This window comes from Enterobacter nematophilus (assembly GCF_026344075.1).
GTDB classification, from domain to species: domain Bacteria; phylum Pseudomonadota; class Gammaproteobacteria; order Enterobacterales; family Enterobacteriaceae; genus Enterobacter; species Enterobacter nematophilus.
This window is the reverse complement of the sequence record NZ_JAPKNE010000001.1, coordinates 315,925-337,177: the sequence shown is the minus strand read 5'-3', so window position 1 is coordinate 337,177 and position 21,253 is coordinate 315,925. Positions and strand designations below refer to the sequence as shown.

Here is a 21,253-nt window from a genome sequence, read left to right as displayed (position 1 = left end):
CCTTTTGGCGGTTCTTTACACGAATGGCGTTAACCCGGAGATTATGAAGACACATCCACAGTACGAACCCTGGCTTCAGGGCATGCTCATCATCGCGAAGCACTACCGGCTGGACTTTTCGGTGGAGCACGTTCGGGTCACGATTAACCATGAAAGCCAGTCTCCGCGCCAGCTGGTGCTGGAGGAGATGGCGCGCCAGCTTGGGCTGGGGATGCGCGTGGCGGCTGATGCAACGTCTCTCGACCCGTGGCGCCTGCCGCTGCTGGCGGAATTCACCGGCGGACAAATCGCGGTCATTAACCGCATGGACAACGAAGGCAACGTCAGCCTGCAGTTCAGCGGCGACGGCGGGCTGGAGACGACGCTGACGCGGGACGCGCTCGGCTCACGGTTGAAAACGCTGCTGGTGCTGCGCCCGCTTGAGTCCACGCCGGATGCCCGCGTGGACGACTACATCAAACCGTATGAGAAAAACTGGTTCTGGCAGCTGGCGCTGAAGGACTGGCGCCGCTACAGCGATATTATGCTGGTGGCGCTGGTCGCTAACGTGCTGGCGCTCTCCGGCATGGTCTTCTCCATGCAGGTGTACGACAGGGTGGTGCCGTCGCAGTCGGAGGCCACGCTGTGGGTGCTGTTTGGCGGCGTCATGCTCGCCATCGTGTTTGAATTCATCATGCGCATGCTGCGCGTGCATATTTCGGACGTGGTGGGGAAACGCGCCGACCTGCGCATCTCAGAACGCGTCTTTGCCCACGCGCTGCGGATTAAAAACGGGGCGCGCTCCAAATCAACCGGCTCGTTTATCGCGCAGATCCGCGAGCTGGAATCGGTGCGCGAACTCATCACCTCGACCACCATTGCGGCGATCTCCGATCTGCCGTTCTTCCTGCTGTTCGTCTTTATTCTGTGGATGATTGGCGGCCCGCTGGTGCTGGTGGTCCTGCTCGCCGTGCCGCTGCTGCTCATTCCGGGCCTGCTGGTGCAGCGCCCGCTGGGGAAACTCTCCAGCGAAGGGATGCGCGAATCCGCCATTCGTAACGCGACGCTGGTGGAGGCGGTGCAGGGCATTGAAGACATCAAGCTGATGCGCGCCGAGCAGCGCTTCCAGAACCAGTGGAACAACACCAACGACGTGGCCGCCAGCGTCGGCATGAAGCAGCGCTGGCTGACGGGGCTTCTGTTGACCTGGACGCAGGAGGTGCAGTCCATCGTCTATGCGGTAGTCCTGCTGGTGGGCTGTTACCTGGTCATCAGCGGCGACATGACGACCGGCGCGCTGGTGGGAACCTCGATTCTGGCGTCGCGCACTATCGCGCCGCTGTCGCAGATCTCTGGCGTGCTCTCGCGCTGGCAGTCGGCAAAGGTGGCACGCAAGGGGCTGGACGACCTGATGCAGCGCCCGATTGACGATCCGCAGCACGGCAAGAAGGTGCATAAAGCGCACCTGCGCGGCGACTACGCGCTTGAAGACGTCGGGTTCTATTACGACGAGGAAGAGAAGCTCACCGTGCTCAACATCAGCAAGCTTAAGATCCGCGCCGGGGAGCGCGTGGCGGTGCTGGGGCGTAACGGCTCCGGTAAAAGCACGCTGCTGCAGCTTCTGGCGGGCATGCAGGAGCCGCAGCAGGGGAGCATTCTGCTGGACGATATTGCCCTCAATCATCTGGACCCGGCCGATCTGCGTCGCGATATGCAACTGCTCAGCCAGCAGGCGCGGCTGTTCTTTGGCTCCGTGCGGGACAATATCCTGATGGGGAACCCGCTCGCCACCGACGATGAAATTCATCAGGCGCTGGTCAACAGCGGTGCGCTGGAGTTCGTGCGCAAGCAGAAAATGGGAATGAACACCATCATCAACGAGGGCGGAACGGGCCTCTCCGGCGGACAGCGTCAGGCGCTGCTGCTGGCGCGCGCGTTGATCACTGCCCCGAATATCCTGCTGCTGGATGAGCCTACCGCCTGGCTGGACGAGATGAGCGAGAAGCAGTTTATTCAGCATCTTCACAAATGGCTGGGCAAGCGCCGGACGCTGGTGGTGGCAACCCATCGCCTGCCGATTCTGGACCTGGTCGACCGCATCATTGTGCTGGAAAACGGCAAGGTGGTAATGGATGGCCCGCGCGATGCGATCCTGCATCAGCACGGGCTGGCGCCGCAAAAGGCGGCACAGCGCACCGTGACCATGAAGCCGGCGGCGGTTGCAGAGGAGGGCGCGGCATGAACGATTTCTCCCGTTATAACAGCCGTCTGAAAGAGCCGCGCCTGCCGCGCTCCTCGCTGGTGGCATGGTCGCTGTTCGCCCTGCTGGCGGCGTTTATCGCCTGGGCGAGCCTGTTCCAGCTGGATGAAGTCACGACCGGCAGCGGCAAGGTGATACCGTCTTCCCATGAGCAGGTTATTCAGTCCCTGGAAGGGGGGATTATTCACAGCCTGATGGTGCGCGAGGGCGATATCGTCGAACGCGGCCAGCAGCTGGCGCAGCTTGACCGGACGAAAACCGAGTCCAGCGTGCTGGAGAGCGAGTCTCGTCTGAACGCGGCGCTGGCAACGGCTGCGCGTCTGAAGGCCGAAGTCAACGACACGGAGCTCGCGTTTCCCGAGGAGCTGGACGATGACGTTGAGCTGGTCAAACAGGAAACGGCGCTCTATCAGTCCCGTCGCGAGAGTCTCGAAAAAGGGCTGGCCGGCTTACGTCAGGGTGCCGAACTGGTGCAGCGCGAGCTGTCTTTGACCCGTCCGCTGGTGACTCAGGGAGCGGCCAGCAAGGTTGAGGTGTTACGTCTTGAGCGTCAAAAAAATGAGCTTGAGAATAAAATCACCGAGATGAAAAACCAGTATTACGTGCGCGCCCGCGAAGAGCTGTCGAAAGCCAACGCGGAGATTGAAGCCCAGCGTTCGGTGATGAAAGGGCGTGAGGACTCTCTGACCCGGCTGACCTTCAACGCGCCGGTGCGTGGGATTGTGAAGGATATTGACGTGACGACCGTGGGCGGTGTTATTCCCCCGAACGGCAAGCTGATGAGCCTGGTCCCGCTGGACGACCAGATGGTGGTTGAGGCGAAAATCTCGCCGCGCGATGTCGCGTTTATCCACCCCGGCCAGAAAGCGCTGGTGAAAATTACGGCCTATGACTACTCCATCTATGGCGGGCTGGAGGGCGAGGTGACCATGATTTCGCCGGACACCCTGCAGGACGAGGTGAAAAGAGATGTCTACTACTACCGCGTCTATATCCGTACCGACAGTAACCACCTGACCAATAAGCAGGGCAAAGACTTTCCGGTCTTTCCGGGCATGATTGCGACGGTAGATATTAAAACCGGCAGCAAAACCATCCTGGATTATCTGTTGAAACCGCTGAACAAGGCAAAAGAGGCGCTGCGCGAAAGATAAAGATTGGCGTTCGGGATACCGAACGCCATTTGTATTATACCGTAGACGTTACGCTGTTTGAGTGGCGTCGCTCCTTCGGCACCACGTTAATGTAATGAGTAACATAGGCGAAATATAATCCGGCATAGTTTTCGACCAGTTCGAAAAACGCCGGATACACCGACAGGCGACCGTCACCGCGATCTTTAAGATAACCTGCCTCATGCGCCGATTTGATAATCCGGTTGACGTGGATCCGGGAGACAAAGAATTCTTTCGCGAGCGTGCTGGCGGAGTAGTGAATAACCGCGCCGTGGGCTGATTTGTTTTTTATGGCCTGCTGGTAAAGATATAGCATAATCATGCGGCCTCCATCCTTATCAATAAATAATCCCACTTCCGGTAAAACTTTTCTGAAGGTTAATCCCCGAAAAAGATATTCTGCCGCGCGGCGGAAGAAATTATTTCTCAACGTGTCATTATCCAGCAGGTTTACATCAATATTAAACGTCGGGTAAAGAATGCTGACGGGCAAAAATGCACCGGACATATAGCGTTTGAGTTCATTCAATCCTTTTTCGGTTGGGGCAATTCTCGTTTTTCGCCGGTCTTCCGTACAGCGCCAGGTCCTGATGCGACCCGTGGTTCTGAGTATTGTAATGATTGCAATAACGCTGTTGGGGCTGGCTATTTTATAGCGGGAACATAACTCTTTTATCTCTGAGACTGATTCGGCCTGATTGCCAAATATAAAACAACACATGGAGAGGATAATGTTAAACCGTGATTCCTGAAGCATTGTCTTGTAGAACAAGGGTTGTTTTTTGTAGATGGCGTCATTGATTGTGTAGTGTTCTAATATTGCCTCACTAAAACGCGGGTTGCTTTTTATAACATCCCTTCGATGTAGCAAGGCCCTGGATGAGATGTGATTATCCATAGCATTTTTCTCGTATTTGATGAGCCGATAGATGAAGTATCCAGCCTTCTTTTTCGGAATTTTCATTATACCTGAGAAAAAGTGGCTTGAGGTCGGTATTTTAAAAGAAATATATAGTTATATTGATGCGCTTAAAAAGCGTGATTAACGCAAAGATGTTACGGGGTATGGCGTTGATAACAGTATCTTAACCTGATGGTGTATTGTAAAATTATTATACACACCGCTGTTGGTTTAAATATTCATAATAATAATGGCGCTTTCGTGCCCAGGAGCAGGTTATGACCGATAAAATTTCTCTCAGGAATGTTGCGCGCAACGAGCAAAGGTTTGTCATTTCAGCCTGCGGCTTTACGTTTCAGGGATATCACCTGCTGCTCAAAAAGTACGGAATAGAGACTGCGCATATTCACTTCGATGGAGATGAGTTATCCGATCCTGACAAGGAAAATATCCTTATTCATCAAAATGCTCACATCGTAGTGTTCCTGGGAAAAGGTACGATAGATCTGCTGGAGAGCCTGACGCGACTGGCATCCGTGCTCAATGCACTTCCTGTTATTCGTCGTGTTACCCTGTATGGTGATATACCCGACAGCTGGCTGTATCGAACCCTGGGAAGCCTTCTAAATAATAGCCATCAGTTATCATTGATTCGCATAGCCAGCGTTTCTGATGTAATAACCTGTTTCCATACCCACAATAATGGCTTTAAAGACTGCTCGCGCTTATTACGCGATTACTATCTCGATTGCACTTCGCGAGAAAATCTTAAATGGCTAACAAGAAGAGAGGTTGATGTTTTATTAAATTTCTATCGCGGCATGTCTATAAAAGACCTGTGCGACAAACTGAGGCTTTCTAATAAAACGGTTTACACCCATCGTAAAGAAGGTTTGCAGAAATTACATTATATCAAGCGATGGTTGAATGAACCGCGCAATGTAAAAGTGGAAAGGCGGATTAAAAGCCAAAATCAGAAAGTGGACTTCACCGATAAAGAGGCGGAGGTTTTTAATGCGCTGGTGAAAAGGGAGATATTCCCCGCCTATCAGATCATTACGGATCGTGACAAGAAAGGAGTGGGGTTTGAGATACTCATCCGCTGGAATAAGAACGGTAAAATAGTGAAGCCAGCCCGCTTCCTGAATGATATCGCTAATTATGAAGTATGGTTGAAGATTACGGCTATGGTGATCCACGCCGCCGTGTCCGGGATTAATAAATATAACGGTAAATTCTATTTTTCCGTGAATATTCCGCCTCGCCTGGCGTCCGGGAACGCGCTGCCAGAGATGGCAAGGAAAGCCATCGGCATGCTGCTCAACCCCCAGTGGGCGGAAAAGCTGGTCTTTGAATTCGCGGAAGATATTGATGTGACGAAAGATAAAAGCATCCCTGAAACCATGCGGCACCTGCGTAATACGGGGTGCAGACTGTTTCTTGACGACTGCTTCTCAAGCCATCACGCCATGTTCCCCGTCAGGCAGGTGCATTTTGATGGGCTCAAGCTGGATCGGGACATCGTCGATCATTTTGTGGCGAACGACAACGATTATAATCTGATTAAAGCGATACAGATTTACAGCGATATGACCGGAACGGCTTGCATTGCAGAGGGGGTTGACAGTGAAGAGAAATTTGAAAAATTAGTCGAACTGGGGGTGAAAAACTTTCAGGGATATTATCTTTCGCGCGCCGTGAAAGAGGAGGAATTAGACCGTATGGTGAGATTGTTCAGCTAAAAAATAAAGCCCCGAAGGGCCTTGATTATTTGCGTCCCAGCAACAGACCAAGCACAATACCGACGGCACCCGCGGCGATAAGACCGGTAAGCGGATTATTTCTGACCGCTTCAGTCACGTCAGAGACGGCATCGCTGGCCTGTGCGGCATATTTTTTCGCAGCGCCTTTTACCTGATGCTTCGGTGAATCAACAAATTCACCGAACTGCTGCTGGGCTGAACCTGAAAGTTCATCAAATTTATTTTTTGCTTTGTCTTCAGCAAACTGGGTGTTTTTATCAGTACCGAAATCAGACATTTTTGCCTCCTTTTGTTGATAGTTAAAGGATAGCCTCTCTTTGAAAAGATGAGAGGCGTAACGCTAAATTTCGGAGGGAATTGGCCTGTTTTCGGATATATCTACACCAGAAGAGGGCGTTATTTTTCGCTCTCATCCTGGCCATAATACAGTTTGCCAATGCGGATAAGCGGGCGACCCTGAGACTTGCGGTGCAGGTTGCTGTCCCGCAGGGAGTACACGCAGCCGCAATATTCCTGCTGGTAAAACTGTTCCCGCTTGCTGATCTCAATCATGCGCGATGAGCCGCCCTGTTTGCGCCAGTTATAGTCCCAGTAGACCATCCCCGGATAGCGCGCTGCCGCACGCTGGCCGCAGTCATTGATCTGCTGCATATTCTTCCAGCGCGAGATCCCCAGCGAGCTGCTGATAACGCTAAAACCATTTTCCGCCGCGTACAGCGCCGTGCGCTCGAAGCGCATATCGAAGCACATGGTGCAGCGGACGCCGCGCTCGGGCTCCCACTCCATGCCTTTTGCGCGTTCGAACCAGTTATCGGTGTCGTAATCGGCATCAACAAACGGCACGCCGTGTTTTTCTGCAAAACGAATGTTTTCTTCCTTGCGGATGAGGTATTCCTTTTGCGGATGGATGTTGGGGTTGTAGAAGAAAATGGTGTAATCAATGCCCGAGGCCTGAATAGCTTCCATTACTTCACCGGAGCAGGGGGCGCAGCAGGAGTGCAGCAGAAGCTTATCGGCGCCGTTTGGCAGGCTGAGTTGCGGGCGGATGAAGGGAGTTGTACTCATGTTGTTCTACAATATGTTAATGAAATTTATGGAATTGTAGCACAAGATATTAATCTCTTCAGACAGTACCGATGGGCTGAGGGATCCCCATAAATAAACGCAAGCAGCGAACAATCCCCTCGCCCCTTTGGGGGTGGGTTAGGGTGAGGGGAACATACGGCTCAGGTGGTCATTATTCGGCAAATTTAAGCAGCGCTTCGCCGTCAAGACGGTAGCGCACCCATTCGGACTGCGGCAGCGCGCCAATGCTCAGATAAAAATCGATGGCGGGCTGGTTCCAGTCCAGCACGCTCCATTCAAGGCGGCCACACTGCCGTTTAACCGCGAGCTGCGCGATATGTTTCAGCAGCGCTCTGCCCGCGCCCTTACCGCGATAGTCCGGAGAAATATACAGGTCTTCCATGTAAATCCCGTTGCGCCCAAGCCAGGTCGAATAGCTGGTGAAGAACACGGCATAGCCGGCGATCCTGCCGTCAAACTCCGCGATCAAGGCCTCGGTTTTACTGCCCGCACCAAAGAGGGTTTCCCGGATCTCGTCCGGCGTGGTTACGACCTCTTCGGGCGCTTTTTCATACACCGCCAGCTCATAGATCATGGCGTAAATAGCCGCTGCATCTTCGGGACGGGCCTGACGAAGGGTTATGCTCATTGTTTTTCCTGTTTTTTTGCACGGTTCGCGATTGATGGCGTTAAGCATACGGAGTATTGTCCGAAGAATTAAGTGCAATGAAATCAACGAATGATGAATATTATGCATCCGGCTCTGAGACGTCTTGATTTAAACCTGCTGCCCGTTTTTGACGCCATTTACCGCCACCGTTCCGTTCGCCTCGCAGCCGACGAGCTGGCGATGAGCACCTCGGCGCTGAGCCATGCGCTGTCGCGTCTGCGCATGACCCTTAACGATCCGCTCTTTTTCCGGGAAGGGCATCGTATGTCCCCTAGCGTGTATGCCGCTCAGCTTGCGCCTTCTATTGCTTCCGCATTGTCATTCCTTAACCAGGAGCTGACCCCGCAGCCGGAGTTTGACGCCGCCAGCAGTACCGAAAGCTTACAAATTGGGATTACGGATTTTACCGCGCTGTGTATTTTTCCCGCCCTGATGCACAAGCTGCAGGCTGCTGCCCCGGGCTTGCGTTTCGAATTGCGCTATCTGCCGCACAGCCCGGCGCTGACGGAACTCCTGGCCGGTGAGGTGGATCTTGCGCTCGGTTTCAGCACCCCGGAGGAGAGTCGCCATCCGGAGCTGGAGGAGATCGGCTGGTTTGAAGATGAGTATGTGGTCATCTGCAACGCGCGCCGGACCCGGCTGACGCTGGAGGATTACCTCGTTGCCCGGCACCTGGTGGTGACGCCGTGGAATGAAAAGCAGGGCGTTCTGGACGTGCGGCTTGAGCAGCTGGGCTATACGCGGCACATTGCGATCAAAACGCCGTCGATGCTGAGCGCACCGTTTATCGTAGCGGAAAGCGACCTGCTGATGGCCATTCCTCGTTACGCCGCCGAGAAGCTGGTTGCGGCAGCGGAACTCAGGATTTTTGCCTTACCGTTCTCTATTCCCAGGTTTGAGGTGAAAATTTACTCGCATAAGCGCAGCGGCCAGCGGGGGGCGACCCGCTGGCTTCAGGAGGCGCTGCAAATGCTGGTGCAAAATTCCATAAAGGCTTCGACTGCGGCGGGAGGAAGCCGACGTGAAGGGCGGGTGATATAGAGTGGATAGGTTTCGTCCGGCCATTCCGGGAAAAGGTCGACCAGCATTCCGTCAGCGATCTGCTGCGCAACGCTGAGCGAAAGCACCTGGGCAATGCCAACGCCACTTACGCAGGACTGAACCATCAGATCGACGTCGGTTGTGGTGAGGTGGCCACGGGTTTCAACCGTGAGTACTTCCCGACCACGGCGGAATTCCCATTCAAACGGCCTACCGCGGCGAGGATCGATGAACTGGATGCACTCGTGCCTGTTCAACGCTTCAGGATGCTCCGGTCGCCCGTACCGTTCCAGATAGGCCGGTGATGCGACCGTCAGCACGCGCGTCTTTAACAACAATTTTGACGTAATCGTTGAGGGGAGTTGCGGCCCGAAACGCACCGCAACATCAATTCCCTCCGTCACTAAATCCCCGACGTCCGGTTGCTGGACCACCGTCAGCTCCAGTTCCGGATGACGTTCGCGTAACAGCGGCAGGTTAGGCGCCAAAATATGTCGGGCAAATATTGGATTAACGCTGACCCTTAATGCACCCCGAACCGCCACGGCGGCACCGGCAACGTAGCTTGCTGCAACTTCGATACCTTCCAGATGTGGAGCGGCGCGCTCATACAAAGCCCGTCCTTCATTCGTCAGGTTCATGGTACGCGTCGTCCGGTTCAGCAAGCGCACGCCGAGCCTCTCTTCAAGCCTGTCTATCGATCTGCTGACGCCTGACGCGGATAGCCCCAGCACTTCTCCAGCGCGGCTGAAGCTACCCGACTCTACTACCGCAGCCAGTACGCTTAATCCTGACAGTAACCGACCGTCAAAACTCATCTTCGCTCACCTTTGACTTTATGCAAATATAATTTGAATAAACCTACCTTTATCAAAGATGGCGCGCAACCTATTGTGTCAGCCCGTTCGCTGCGAAGAGCAATTTTGACGATCGTCGTCCTGGCAAACCGCGCAACGAACGGCACCACTTAACCCAGAGGAACACGAAATGACAACGACGCGCACGCTTTTTAAAGGCGGCATTATCCTGACCCTGGATGCTGATGTACCTAATCTCTCCGTGGGCGATGTGCTTGTGCAGGACGACCGGATAGCGGCTGTAGGTCCGGATCTGCACGCAGATGACGCCCATGTGATTGACGCCACCGATCATATTGTTATGCCCGGCCTGATTGATGCACATCACCACATGTGGCTCGGGGTTATGCGACGCATGATGCCGGACGTCGATGACCTTTTTGCTTACATTGATGTCGTCGCAGAGAAGCTGGGCAAACATTATCGTCCACTGGACATGTACCTGAGTACAAAGCTCACGGCACTTGCCTCGCTGGACGCTGGTATCACGACCATTATTGATGCCTGCCACAACTCGCGCAGCCCGGAGCATACCGATGCCGCACTTGATGCTCTGAGCGAAAGCGGCATTCGTGCATTGCACATGGTTGGTGCGGCAATGGACAAGGGTGCTCCATCCGCGCATTTGCCGAACGATCTGGCGCGGCTGTCACAACGCTGGAACTCCACTGACAGCCTTGTTCAGGTGGGTCTGTTTGGTCAGCTCAATCTTGACTGGTGGGCGGTCGCACGCAAGCTCGACATGCGTATTCTGACTGAATTCATCGGCGATCTGGCAAATCTCGGCCACGAGTTTGCCAGACCGGGCGTACTGGGCACGGATAACATTTTCAATCACTGCTCAAGGGTGCCTCAGGATACGTGGAAGCTTCTGGCGGATGCCCGGGTCAACGTCACGGTCAATCCACGTTCGGATGCGTTATTTGGCTTCGACGATGAAACCTTTGCTTACCAGCAGGCCGTTGATAACGGCTTAACTCCGGCGCTGGGCATCGACCTGGACACGGCGTTTGGCAGCGATATGTTCGGAGAAATGCACGCGCTGTTCGCTCAGCAGCGTTCGGCTATGCGCTACCGTCGCTTCCGTGGCGAGGAGAACGTGCCATCTCCCATCACGGCAGAAGCGGTCCTCAAGGCGGCAACCGTGAATGGCGCGCGTGCGGCCGGGCTTGAGGAGCAGATTGGGACCCTTACGCCAGGAAAGCAGGCCGACATTATCATGATTCGTACTAACGGCGTCGCCGTTTTCCCGGTGACCAACGCGATCGGCACTGTCGTCCAGGCGATCGAACGGTCTGATGTGGATACCGTGATGGTGGCAGGCCAGCTGCGCAAGCGTGCGGGCAAGTTAACGGGCATCGATCTGGCGGCGCTGAGCGCGGATATTATTCACTCTCGCGATTATCTCCTCAAAGCCAGCGGCTATCACACCGATCTCTTTACAGCATCTTGATAACAGAGCGGCCCGATACGCCGGGCCGTTCAACTCTCTTACGCCTGTATCATCAAGGAGAATTTGATGGAAGCCCACGTAATAAAGCGGCTAGCGGAGGATAACGCTCCGTCCGCACTTCTTCCCCGCCCGGCAACGGGCGTTATTGCCGCGCTATTTTTTGGCTATCTGGCCGTCGGACTGCCGTTGCCGGTGATTCCCTTGTTCATCCACGGGCATCTCGGCTTTAGCAACGTCGTGGTGGGACTGGTCATCGGCATCCAGTTCCTGGCTACGGTGCTTACCCGCGGCTACGCCGGGCGGGTTACCGACCAGCAGGGCGGCAAACGTTCCGCTCTACAGGGCGCGATCCTTTCGGCGCTGGCCGGAGGGCTATATCTGGTGGCTTCGGCAACGGACCTGTCGCCCACCGCCACACTTTGCATTGTTATCGCAGGGCGTCTGATGGCCGGGTTTGGCGAAAGCCAGTTCGTAACGGGATGCGTGTCATGGGCAATTGCCTCCGTCGGCCCTCAGCGCGCCGGGATGTCAATGTCGTGGACCGGCATCGCCATGTTTGCGGCACTGTCGATTGGTGCTCCGGTTGGAATGGCGTTATATCAGCATTACAGCCTCGCGACGGCGATGATTGCCTGTATTGCTTCACCGCTACTGGCCGTCCTGATTGCATTAGGCACTGCATCCTATAGATCGCCGGGAGGTCCGCGGCTGCCGTTCCATCGCGTAGTAGGGCGCATCTGGCGCGAAGGGCTGGGATTGATGCTGCAGGGTGTCGGACTTTCCGGGCTTACCGCTTTTGCCTCGCTGTACTTTGCAGCGCATCACTGGCAGAACGCCGGCCTGGTGATGACTGCTTTTGGTCTGGGTTTTATTTTTGTTCGCGTCGCTTTCGGACATCTACCGGACCAAATGGGCGGCTATCGCGTTGCGGTTTGGTCCCTGGCGGTTGAGGCTTTCGGACAGGCAATGCTGTGGCTGGGATCAAACGAATGGATGGCACTTGCCGGCGCTCTGGTTACCGGCCTGGGCTGTGCGCTGGTTTTCCCCGCGCTGGGCGTCGAAGCCTTAAAACGTGTTCCACAAGCCAACCGCGGCAGTGCGATGGGCGCCTTCGTTGCCTTTCTGGATGTCGCTTATGGCATCGCCGGGCCTGTAGCTGGCCTGATTGCCGGTCAGTTTAGCTATGCAGCCGTATATCTGTCTGGGGCGATCTGTGCGCTGCTGGGTGCGCTGCTTGCGAGCGCGTCGCGCAGACAGCAATTCTGAACATACCTCAAAGCCGTCAGCCGCGGCTGTTGGTTTAATAATCTGGAGAAATTATATGTCACGCATTTTCATCTCCGGTTCGTCCACGGGCCTCGGCCTGATGGCAGCCGAACTGCTGGTTCAACAAGGACATCAGGTTGTGCTCCACGCGCGTAATGTCAGCCGTGCGGAAGACGCTCAACGCGCCTTACCTCAGGCTGAAGCCGTCGTTGTGGGTGACCTGGAGACCATCGCCGGTGCCAGGGAAACGGCATTACGCGTTAACGACCTGGGGCATTTCGATGCCGTCATCCACAATGCAGCCGTTGGCTACAACGAAGCGCATCGCGTGACCCGCGACGGGCTGCCGCATGTTTTCGCGATCAACACGCTCTCGGCTTACATCCTCACCGCGCTGATTGAACGCCCGCAGCGCCTCGTCTACCTGAGTTCAGGTATGCATCATCATGTCCGGGCAAACCTGGACGATATTCTCTGGCGCAAACGCCGCTGGAACGGCGCTGACGCCTATGCAGAGAGCAAATTACATGACGCTATGCTGGCTTTTGCTCTGGCGCGTCGCTGGCGTAACGTACGGAGCAATAGCCTGGAGCCAGGCTGGGTGCCGACAAAAATGGGTGGGCCGCATGCCCCGGACGATATGGACCAGGCGCATCGCACTCAGGCATGGCTTGCCGCCAGCCATGATTCTGCGGCTGATGTGACGGGGAAATATTTCTACCACATGAAGCGCATGGCCGCTAATCAACAGGCTCTCGATGCGGCATTGCAGGATCGCTTCATTGATATTTGTACAGAGATTTCAGGGATAGCGCTGCCGGAGTAATCTTTAATCAGGCAACGGACCAAACTGTGAACCCGCTTCGGCGGGTTTTTTGTGAATTACTTCTTATGGCGGTAAGCACGAATTGAATTAAGCCTCATAAAGAGCATGGTTATACTCCGCGTTTTTATAAGGAGATAAATCATGGCTATACCAGCATACTTATGGTTGAAAGACGATGGCGGCGCGGACATTATTGGCTCTGTAGATGTACAGGGTCGAGATGGCAGTATTGAGATCCACAGCTTCGCTCATGGTCTGCATTTGCCTACAGATAATATGACTGGCAAGATAACCGGCACCCGCATGCATAGCGCGTTGACCTTCGAGAAAGAGTTTGACTCCTCCAGTCCATACCTCTACAAGGCTGTGGCCAAAGGCCAGACACTGAAAAGCGCTGAATTTAAATGGTACAAAATCAACGACGCAGGGCAAGAAGTCGAATACTTCAACATGCTTCTTGAGGGCGTTAAAGTCGTCTCTGTATGTCCGCTGATGCATAACTGCAAAAATGCCAGCACCGAAAAGCACAACCACCTCGAAGCGATTTCCCTGCGCTATGAAAAAATCACATGGAAGTACTGCGATGGCAATATCATGTTCACTGATGCGTGGAATGAACGATGATACACTGCACATTCAGGCTGAACGGTAACGCGCTGTCAAACCTGAGCTGCCCGGGGGTAGGTTTTTTCCCAGCCTATTCCGGTAACGAAGGACATCACCGCAATAACCCGGATTCAGTTGCTGTGAAGAACATAGGGCCGCTTCCGCCAGGTAAATATTACATTGTGGAGAGGCCAAAAAGCATCGGCACACGAGTAAAAGATTTTTTCGCTACCAAGTACACGGGTTCCGATCATTCTATTTGGTTTGCATTGTACCGGGACGATCCCAGTATTGATGACGTAACTTTCTTTGAAGAAGTCGCAAGGGGTAATTTCAGGCTGCATCCCGCAGGTTATGAAGGTATAAGCAACGGCTGCATAACGCTGCCTTCTCCGGCACACTTTCACATTCTCCGGGAGGCACTGTTGAGAACACCTCAAACCCTCGTGACGGCTTCGTTGTCCGCTTACGGCACTGTACAGGTGTATTAACATGGCTCCAGCAAAACAGGCAGGGATGTGGCTGATTCAGTTCATTTCGTTTCTGGTCATCTTCTCCGTGATTTATATCGTATTCCCCTTTGAATATCTTTTTGACGTCTACAGCGACAAAGTGGGGTTCATAACGGAAACGGACTGGAGTGACATGGTGCTGTTCAGCATTATGGCCGTGTCAGTGCTGATGAATGCCGTGCTGATATTCCTCGTGGGCTCAGCGAGAAAGAAAGGTTAAAATTGCGCAAACCCGCTTCGGCGGGTTTTTTTATCTTCGAAAACCATCTTTACCAGTGGCGTGACATTGCAGAGTTTGACCGCGCATCTGCCGCCGCTGCAAAGGACGGCCGCCAGCGACCAGAATACGGTGGCCTTGGTTTTGTCGATACAGCTGATCCGAACCCTGAATGCCGGCATATATCAATGCGCTGGTGCAGGAAGGTAAACTCCGGCGCTTCCGTAACCTGAATATTTCCTTCTCTGATTCTCTGGTGAAGCGAAACAGCCGTAGGACGCGAGACATTATCGCCAGCCCTGAGGCTCAGGAATTGTGGTCATGTCAGTTTGGCGTAAAGCAGGCTGACGAGTGGGAAATTATCAACGCCGCCGGGCGCTCGGTTGGGCAGACCGTTTCCCGCGCTGGTGGCGGCCAGATTACCGGTGGTCGTGGTGGTTACCCGGGACCAGAATTTTCCGGCTTTATGCTGGCTGGCGGAATGGGCCTGAGCTTCGATCATGTTGTTATCCCGGCGATGATTAGCGAGGACTATATCGAGCGGTTGTCGGAAAGTGGGACGTTATGAAACTGGAAGGAGCTACGCAAAAGCATGAATTTTGGGGGCAAATTTGGGGGCAAAAAAGGTCTTAGGGGCAATTTGGGGGCAGTAAAAAGGCTCAATATGTCCGATAGTGTCTTTTCGTCATATCTTCTAAATGGCTGATAACCATGAAAAACATAATGTTTACAGAAGATTACTAAAAAGGGTACCATACCCCCCTATAGTATCAGGAGGGCATATGCCGCACTCACCCGAGGATAAAAAACGTATTCTGACGCGCGTTCGTCGCATTCGGGGCCAGGTTGATGCCCTTGAACGCGCGCTGGAGTCGGGCGACCCCTGTCTGGCCATCCTGCAGCAAATTGCCGCCGTGCGCGGCGCTGCCAATGGCCTGATGGGCGAAATGGTTGAAATTCATCTCAAAGACGAGCTGGTGACGGGAGACACAACGCCGGATCAGCGAGCCGTACGCATGGCGGAAGTCGGCCATTTGCTGCGCTCTTATCTAAAATAAACCCACACACCTCACAATAAGGGACGTCACTATGAAATCTCGCGCTGCTGTCGCATTTGGCCCCGGCCAGCCGCTGAAAATCGTCGACATCGACGTAGCACCGCCGAAAAAAGGCGAAGTGCTGATCAAAATCACCCATACCGGCGTGTGCCATACCGATGCGTTTACCCTCTCCGGTGACGATCCGGAAGGCGTCTTCCCGGCGGTGCTGGGTCATGAAGGCGGCGGGATTGTGGTGGAAGTGGGCGAGGGCGTGACCAGCCTGAAGCCAGGCGATCACGTTATCCCGCTGTACACCGCGGAATGCGGCGAGTGTAAGTTCTGTAAATCCGGCAAAACTAACCTCTGCCAGGCCGTTCGCGCCACCCAGGGGAAAGGGCTGATGCCGGACGGCACTACCCGTTTCTCCTACAACGGTGAGCCAATCTATCACTACATGGGCACCAGCACCTTCAGCGAATACACCGTTTGCGCGGAGATCTCGCTGGCGAAGGTCAACCCTCAGGCGCCGCTGGATAAAGTCTGCCTGCTGGGCTGCGGCGTAACCACCGGCATTGGCGCGGTGCATAACACGGCAAAAGTCAAAGAGGGCGACACCGTGGCGGTGTTCGGTCTCGGCGGCATTGGTCTGGCGGTGATTCAGGGCGCGGTCCAGGCGAAGGCCGGGCGTATCATCGCGGTCGATACCAACCCGGAAAAATTCAAGCTGGCGGGCGAAATGGGCGCGACCGATTTCGTGAACCCGAAAGATCACGAGAAACCGATTCAGGACGTCATCGTTGAGATGACCGACGGCGGCGTGGACTTCAGCTTCGAGTGTATCGGCAACGTGAACGTGATGCGTTCCGCGCTGGAATGCTGCCACAAGGGCTGGGGTGAGAGCATCATCATCGGCGTGGCCGGGGCAGGCCAGGAGATCAAAACCCGTCCATTCCAGCTGGTGACCGGACGCGTCTGGCGCGGCTCCGCGTTTGGCGGCGTGAAGGGGCGTACCCAGCTTCCCGGCATGGTTGAAGACGCGATGGTCGGTAAAATTCAGCTCGACCCGTTCATCACCCACCGTTTGCCGCTGGAGCAGATCAACGAGGCGTTCGATCTGATGCACGAAGGAAAATCCATCCGCACCGTCATTCATTTCGGCGACAAGTAACTCTTCTGCCAGCGGTTTTTAGCCGCTGGCATTTCTTTAATAATCTTTTCTAAAGTGTGACCAGTGCGGCGTTTTTAGCCGTAATTTAAATCTCAACCTTGCCGATGACTATCTAACAGGCGTGTTTTTACGCATCTTACCTATAAGAGAGTCGACGGTCATGGACAACACTTCTTCGATGCAGGCGCAGCGCAAGCTGAGCTTCCTGCATCACATCAGGCTGGTTCCGCTGTTTTCCTCCATTCTCGGTGGCATTATTCTGCTGTTTGCCTTGAGCTCGGGTCTGGCGGGGTATTTCCTGCTGCAGGCCGATAACGATCAGCAGGATGTCACATCAGAAATTCAGGTGCGTATGGGGCTGTCGAACAGCTCAAACCATCTGCGAACCGCGCGTATCAATATGATCCACGCCGGCGCGGCAAGCCGTATCGCGGAGATGGAGGCCATGAAGCAGAACATCCGCGAGGCGGAAACGCGCATCAAGCAGTCCCAGGATAGCTTTACCGCCTATATGAATCGTTCCGTGCGTAGCCCGGCGGACGAAGCGCTGGATGCGGACCTGAAGGCGCGCTACGACGCCTATATCGCGGGCCTCCAGCCGATGGTCAAATTTGCCAAAAACGGCATGTTCGAGGCGATCATCAACCACGAAAATGAGACCGCCCGCCCGCTGGACGACGCTTACAACGCCGTTCTGCTGAAGGCGATTAAGATCCGCACCGACCGCGCCAATGCGCTGACGGCGCAGGCGCACAGCCGCACGCAGCTGGGCCTGATGTTTATGGTGGGCGCGTTTGCGCTGGCGCTGGTGCTGACCGCGATGACCTTCGTCGTGCTGCGCCGCACGGTCATTAATCCGCTCCAGCGTGCCGCCACCCGCATCGAGAATATCGCGAAGGGCGATTTAACGATGCCTGACGATGCGACGAGCCGCAGCGAAATTGGCCGCCTGACGCGCGATCTGCAAACCATGCAGCACTCCCTTGAAACAACGGTCGGCACCGTCCGTCAGGGGGCGGAGGAGATCTACCGGGGTACCAGCGAGATCTCTGCCGGTAACACCGATCTCTCTTCGCGCACCGAGCAGCAGGCCGCGGCCATTGAGCAGACGGCCGCGAGCATGGAGCAGCTGACCGCGACGGTGAAGCAGAACGCCGATAACGCCCATCATGCCAGCAAGCTGGCGGAAGATGCCTCCGGGAAAGCCAGCCGCGGCGGCCAGATGGTCTCCGGCGTGGTGAAAACCATGGGCAATATCTCAAGCAGTTCGAAGAAAATCTCTGAGATCACCGCGGTGATCAACAGCATCGCCTTCCAGACCAATATCCTGGCGCTTAACGCGGCGGTAGAAGCGGCGCGCGCGGGCGAGCAGGGACGCGGGTTTGCCGTGGTGGCCAGCGAAGTCCGTACTCTGGCCAGCCGCAGCGCGAATGCCGCAAAAGAGATCGAAAGCCTGATCAACGAATCGGTCTCTCTGATTGACCAGGGTTCCGGTGAGGTCGTTGCCGCGGGCAACACCATGAATGAGATCGTCGAGGCGGTTAAGCGCGTAACCGACATCATGCTGGAGATTGCTGCCGCATCTGACGAGCAGAGCCGCGGTATCGTGCAGGTCAGCCAGGCTATTTCGGAGATGGATAAAGTGACCCAGCAGAACGCCTCGCTGGTGGAAGAGGCCTCCGCGGCGGCGGCGTCGCTGGAAGAGCAGGGCGCGCGCCTGACCGAGGCGGTCGGGGCGTTTCGTCTGAGCAGTGCAAAGCCGAACCGCGCGGTGGCGTCAGCGCCAGTGGCGACGAGCGCGCCGTTGCGTCCGGCGGCGACGGTTTCCGGGGATAACTGGGAGACGTTCTGAGTCGCACCGGGCAAAAAAAAGGGACCTTTCGGTCCCTTTTTCATTTGTTACTGCTTATCGGGTAACGCGTACGCGATAACGTAATCACCGCGATCCGGCGACTGGCGAGCGCCCCCGGCGTTGATGACGATGTACTGCTTGCCGGTTTTCGGCGAGACGTAGGTCATCGGGCCGGACTGGCTGCCGACCGGCAGGCGGTCCTTCCAGATCTCTTTCCCGGTGGCGGTATCAAACGCGCGCAGGTAGAAATCCTGCGTACCGGCGAAGAACAGCAGGCCGGACTGGGTTGAAAGCGACGCGCCCAGCGTCGGCATCCCGATTGGGATCGGCATGTGCATGCGAATGCCCAGCGGGCCGGTATCTTCCACGGTACCAACCGGTACCTGCCACACCAGCTTGCCGGTTTTCAGGTCAACGGCCGACATGGTGCCGAACGGCGGCTTCTGGCACGGAATACCCAGCGGCGACAGGAAGCGTTCGCGCATCGCGCCGAACGGCGTGCCGTCCATCGGGACAATCCCCATCTCAATGCCGCTGGCGTTTTTCGCCACGTTCGCGCGCGGCACCATGTAGTTTGCCAGGCCCAGGCGCATGTCGTTGACGAACATCAGGCTGTTGTTCGGGTCAACGGAAACGCTGCCCCAGTTCATCCCGCCGAGCGAGCCGGGGAACTGCAGGGAACGGTCGAGACCCGGCGGGGTGAAGACGCCCTGATGACGCATCTCCTTAAACTGAATGCGGCACAGCAGCAGGTCGACAGGCGTCGCCCCCCACATGTCGGACTCGGTCAGCGTCTGGTTGCCAATCATCGGCATGCCAACGGAATACGGCTGGGTCGGAGAGTAGCGCTCACCTTCAACGTTACCTGCCGGAACAGGGCGTTCCTCCACCTTCGCCACCGGCTCACCGGTTTCGCGGTTGAGCATAAAGATCATGCCCTGCTTGCTGGTCTGCACCAGCACAGGCGTGGTGCCGCCTTTGCCGTCCGGCAGGTCGTACAGCAGCGGCTGGGAAGGCAGGTCGAAGTCCCACAGATCGTGGTGGGTGGTCTGGAAATGCCAGCGCACCTGTCCGGTGGTCGCGTCAACGGCGACGATGGAGGAGCTGTATTTATCGTCCAGCGGGGTGCGCTCGCCCGCCCAGAAGTCCGGGGTGGCGTTGCCGGTTGGCAGGTAGATCAGGTTCAGCTTAGCGTCGTAAGACATCGCAGACCAGACGTTCGGGGTGCCGCGCGTGTAGGTCTGGCCTTCCGGCGGCAGGCCGGTCAGGTTCGGGTTACCCGGATCCCACGCCCAGGCAAGCTTACCGGTGTGAACGTCGTATGCGCGCACCACGCCCGGCGGTTCTCCGGTGGAGAAGTTATCCGCGACGCGACCGCCGACGACAACGACGTTTCCGGCCACCAGCGGCGTGGAGGTCTGCTGATAATAGCCCGGCTTGATCTCGCCCATGCCGATGCTCAGATCCACGGTGCCATGGTCGCCGAAGTCATCGCACACCTTGCCGGTATCCGCGTTGATGGCAATCAGACGTGCGTCGGTGGTTGGCAAGAACAGACGGCGCGGGCAGGCCGCAGGCTGAGCTTCGTTTGGTGACGTTGTCACGCTTGAACGATCTTCAAAATAGCCCAGACCGCGACAGCGCTGCCAGTTAGGCGCGGTGGCTTTAGAATCGTAGCGCCATTTTTCCTTCCCGGAATCCACGTCCAGCGCCAGCACTTTACTGTACGGCGTGCAGACATAAAGCGTGTCGCCAATCTGCAATGGCGTGTTCTGATCTTCCGCACCGGAGCCGTTGCTCTGCGGAATATCGCCGGTGTGCGCCACCCAGGCGACTTTCAGATCGCTGACGTTTTGCTTGTTGATCTGGTCCAGCGCGGCGAAGCGGTCGCCGTGGGTGGTGTTGCCCCAGTGCTCCCAGTTTCTCTGCTGTTCGCCGGGGGCGACGGGCTTCACCGGAACGGGCTCGTTCGCCGCCACGAGGGTTTGCGGCTTAAACATCCAGCCGAGGCTGACCAGCATCGCCAGCGCGAGCACCGCCGCAACGCCATAAGCCGGGGCTTTATTCGCTGCGCCGCGGTTGGCCGCGCGCAGGAAAGGCCAGACGATGGCGCAGAGGAAGGCCAGTACGGCAAAGGTGAACAGGCGCGAGAAGAGCGGCCAGAAATCCCAGCCCGCATCGCTTACCGCCCAGAACAGCGAGGCAATAAACGCGATGCCGTAAAGCACGATCCCGCTGCTGCGATTGAGGAAAATCAGGAGCGCGGCAATGACCATCACCACGCCCATTATCACGAAGTAAAAACTTCCGCCTACGGTGGCGAGCTTAAAGCCCAACCCGCCGACTGCCAGACCGATGAGCAACATCAGTCCGGCAAGGAGCCACTGCAGAATACGAGGTATCCCGCGCGGCGCGCTGCCAAATGCCATTTCTGTCTCCTTTAAATCCCCCGTCGTGCCGGATATGTACCAGTTGGATAATAAATGCGGGGAATATAATGATTAATACGAGTGAATTCGTGTTTATAAAATGATTAGCGAACCATTTGGTGAATCCGTCGCTATGATAAAACTGTTAAATTGTTTTACGCAATTGTTAATGA

Annotated in this window: 19 protein-coding genes and 2 pseudogenes; 15 read left to right on the top strand and 6 right to left on the bottom strand. The window is 55.8% G+C overall.

The annotated features are described in order from the left end of the window. Positions 1-43: 43 nt before the first annotated feature. Both OSH03_RS01600 and OSH03_RS01595 read left to right on the top strand, forming a co-directional pair. On the top strand, positions 44-2,221 hold the full coding sequence (locus OSH03_RS01600) for a type I secretion system permease/ATPase (protein ID WP_266178069.1): 2,178 nt from the start codon (positions 44-46) through the stop codon (positions 2,219-2,221). After that, positions 2,218-3,393 carry an HlyD family type I secretion periplasmic adaptor subunit gene (locus tag OSH03_RS01595; protein WP_061098272.1) on the top strand — a complete coding sequence of 392 codons (1,176 nt, stop codon included), beginning with the start codon at positions 2,218-2,220 and terminating at the stop codon, positions 3,391-3,393. Before OSH03_RS01600 ends, OSH03_RS01595 begins: the two co-directional genes overlap by 4 nt. Before the next feature lie 34 nt (positions 3,394-3,427). On the opposite strand, the gene OSH03_RS01590 is transcribed toward OSH03_RS01595, so the two are convergent. Beyond that, complete coding sequence (locus OSH03_RS01590) at positions 3,428-4,312, bottom strand: helix-turn-helix domain-containing protein (RefSeq protein ID WP_061099669.1); 885 nt, start codon at positions 4,310-4,312, stop codon at positions 3,428-3,430. Positions 4,313-4,593: 281 nt separating this feature from the next. Here OSH03_RS01590 and OSH03_RS01585 point away from each other — a divergent pair, with 281 nt between their 5' ends. Next, positions 4,594-6,057 carry an EAL domain-containing protein gene (locus tag OSH03_RS01585; protein ID WP_266178068.1) on the top strand — a complete coding sequence of 488 codons (1,464 nt, stop codon included), beginning with the start codon at positions 4,594-4,596 and terminating at the stop codon, positions 6,055-6,057. Between the two features lie 25 nt (positions 6,058-6,082). Here OSH03_RS01585 and OSH03_RS01580 read toward each other — a convergent pair whose 3' ends face one another. From OSH03_RS01580 to OSH03_RS01570, 3 genes are all read right to left on the bottom strand, one after another. Further along, positions 6,083-6,355, bottom strand: coding sequence for an ElaB/YgaM/YqjD family protein (locus OSH03_RS01580; RefSeq protein WP_028013089.1), 273 nt, complete (start codon positions 6,353-6,355; stop codon positions 6,083-6,085). A gap of 119 nt (positions 6,356-6,474) precedes the next feature. Next, positions 6,475-7,143 (bottom strand): epoxyqueuosine reductase QueH, encoded by a 669-nt coding sequence (locus tag OSH03_RS01575; protein WP_151413805.1) that lies wholly within the window; start codon positions 7,141-7,143, stop codon positions 6,475-6,477. A gap of 172 nt (positions 7,144-7,315) precedes the next feature. After that, positions 7,316-7,792: a GNAT family N-acetyltransferase gene (locus tag OSH03_RS01570; RefSeq protein WP_045260478.1), complete on the bottom strand. Its 477-nt coding sequence runs from the start codon at positions 7,790-7,792 to the stop codon at positions 7,316-7,318. A 90-nt stretch (positions 7,793-7,882) separates the two neighbouring features. Here OSH03_RS01570 and OSH03_RS01565 point away from each other — a divergent pair, with 90 nt between their 5' ends. Further along, on the top strand, positions 7,883-8,854 hold the full coding sequence (locus tag OSH03_RS01565; RefSeq protein ID WP_266178067.1) for a LysR family transcriptional regulator: 972 nt from the start codon (positions 7,883-7,885) through the stop codon (positions 8,852-8,854). On the opposite strand, the gene OSH03_RS01560 is transcribed toward OSH03_RS01565, so the two are convergent. After that, on the bottom strand, positions 8,767-9,672 hold the full coding sequence (locus tag OSH03_RS01560) for a LysR family transcriptional regulator (protein ID WP_266178066.1): 906 nt from the start codon (positions 9,670-9,672) through the stop codon (positions 8,767-8,769). The genes OSH03_RS01565 and OSH03_RS01560 overlap by 88 nt on opposite strands. Positions 9,673-9,841: 169 nt before the next feature. On the opposite strand from OSH03_RS01560, the gene OSH03_RS01555 reads away from it, so the two are divergent. From OSH03_RS01555 to OSH03_RS01510, 11 genes and pseudogenes are all read left to right on the top strand, one after another. Beyond that, positions 9,842-11,164 (top strand): amidohydrolase family protein, encoded by a 1,323-nt coding sequence (locus OSH03_RS01555; protein WP_266178065.1) that lies wholly within the window; start codon positions 9,842-9,844, stop codon positions 11,162-11,164. 66 nt (positions 11,165-11,230) lie between these two features. After that, positions 11,231-12,430, top strand: coding sequence for an arabinose transporter (locus OSH03_RS01550; protein ID WP_266178064.1), 1,200 nt, complete (start codon positions 11,231-11,233; stop codon positions 12,428-12,430). A gap of 55 nt (positions 12,431-12,485) precedes the next feature. Next, on the top strand, positions 12,486-13,256 hold the full coding sequence (locus OSH03_RS01545; RefSeq protein WP_151413801.1) for an SDR family oxidoreductase: 771 nt from the start codon (positions 12,486-12,488) through the stop codon (positions 13,254-13,256). A gap of 141 nt (positions 13,257-13,397) precedes the next feature. Beyond that, the gene (locus OSH03_RS01540; protein WP_151413800.1) at positions 13,398-13,880 is read left to right on the top strand and encodes an Hcp family type VI secretion system effector; all 483 of its coding nucleotides are present in this window, start codon (positions 13,398-13,400) and stop codon (positions 13,878-13,880) included. Next, the gene (locus OSH03_RS01535; protein ID WP_266178063.1) at positions 13,877-14,353 is read left to right on the top strand and encodes a DUF2778 domain-containing protein; all 477 of its coding nucleotides are present in this window, start codon (positions 13,877-13,879) and stop codon (positions 14,351-14,353) included. The genes OSH03_RS01540 and OSH03_RS01535 overlap by 4 nt, the downstream gene beginning before the upstream one ends. Before the next feature lies 1 nt (position 14,354). Next, positions 14,355-14,594: a hypothetical protein gene (locus OSH03_RS01530; protein WP_151413798.1), complete on the top strand. Its 240-nt coding sequence runs from the start codon at positions 14,355-14,357 to the stop codon at positions 14,592-14,594. A 38-nt stretch (positions 14,595-14,632) separates the two neighbouring features. Further along, positions 14,633-14,767, top strand: a pseudogene (locus OSH03_RS22240) (terminase small subunit); the annotation flags it as partial. Continuing rightward, positions 14,767-15,144, top strand: a pseudogene (locus OSH03_RS01525) (hypothetical protein); the annotation flags it as partial. The pseudogenes OSH03_RS22240 and OSH03_RS01525, both read left to right, overlap by 1 nt. A 229-nt stretch (positions 15,145-15,373) precedes the next feature. Then, the gene (locus OSH03_RS01520; protein ID WP_028013093.1) at positions 15,374-15,649 is read left to right on the top strand and encodes a metal/formaldehyde-sensitive transcriptional repressor; all 276 of its coding nucleotides are present in this window, start codon (positions 15,374-15,376) and stop codon (positions 15,647-15,649) included. Between the two features lie 31 nt (positions 15,650-15,680). After that, a complete protein-coding gene (locus tag OSH03_RS01515; RefSeq protein WP_041910069.1) occupies positions 15,681-16,799 on the top strand; it encodes an S-(hydroxymethyl)glutathione dehydrogenase/class III alcohol dehydrogenase in 1,119 nt (372 codons plus the stop codon). Positions 16,800-16,959: 160 nt separating this feature from the next. Further along, positions 16,960-18,651, top strand: coding sequence for a methyl-accepting chemotaxis protein (locus OSH03_RS01510; RefSeq protein ID WP_266178062.1), 1,692 nt, complete (start codon positions 16,960-16,962; stop codon positions 18,649-18,651). A 47-nt stretch (positions 18,652-18,698) separates the two neighbouring features. Here the strand turns inward: OSH03_RS01510 and OSH03_RS01505 are convergent, their stop codons facing one another. Next, a complete protein-coding gene (locus tag OSH03_RS01505; protein ID WP_266178061.1) occupies positions 18,699-21,080 on the bottom strand; it encodes a glucose/quinate/shikimate family membrane-bound PQQ-dependent dehydrogenase in 2,382 nt (793 codons plus the stop codon). Positions 21,081-21,253: the final 173 nt, after the last annotated feature.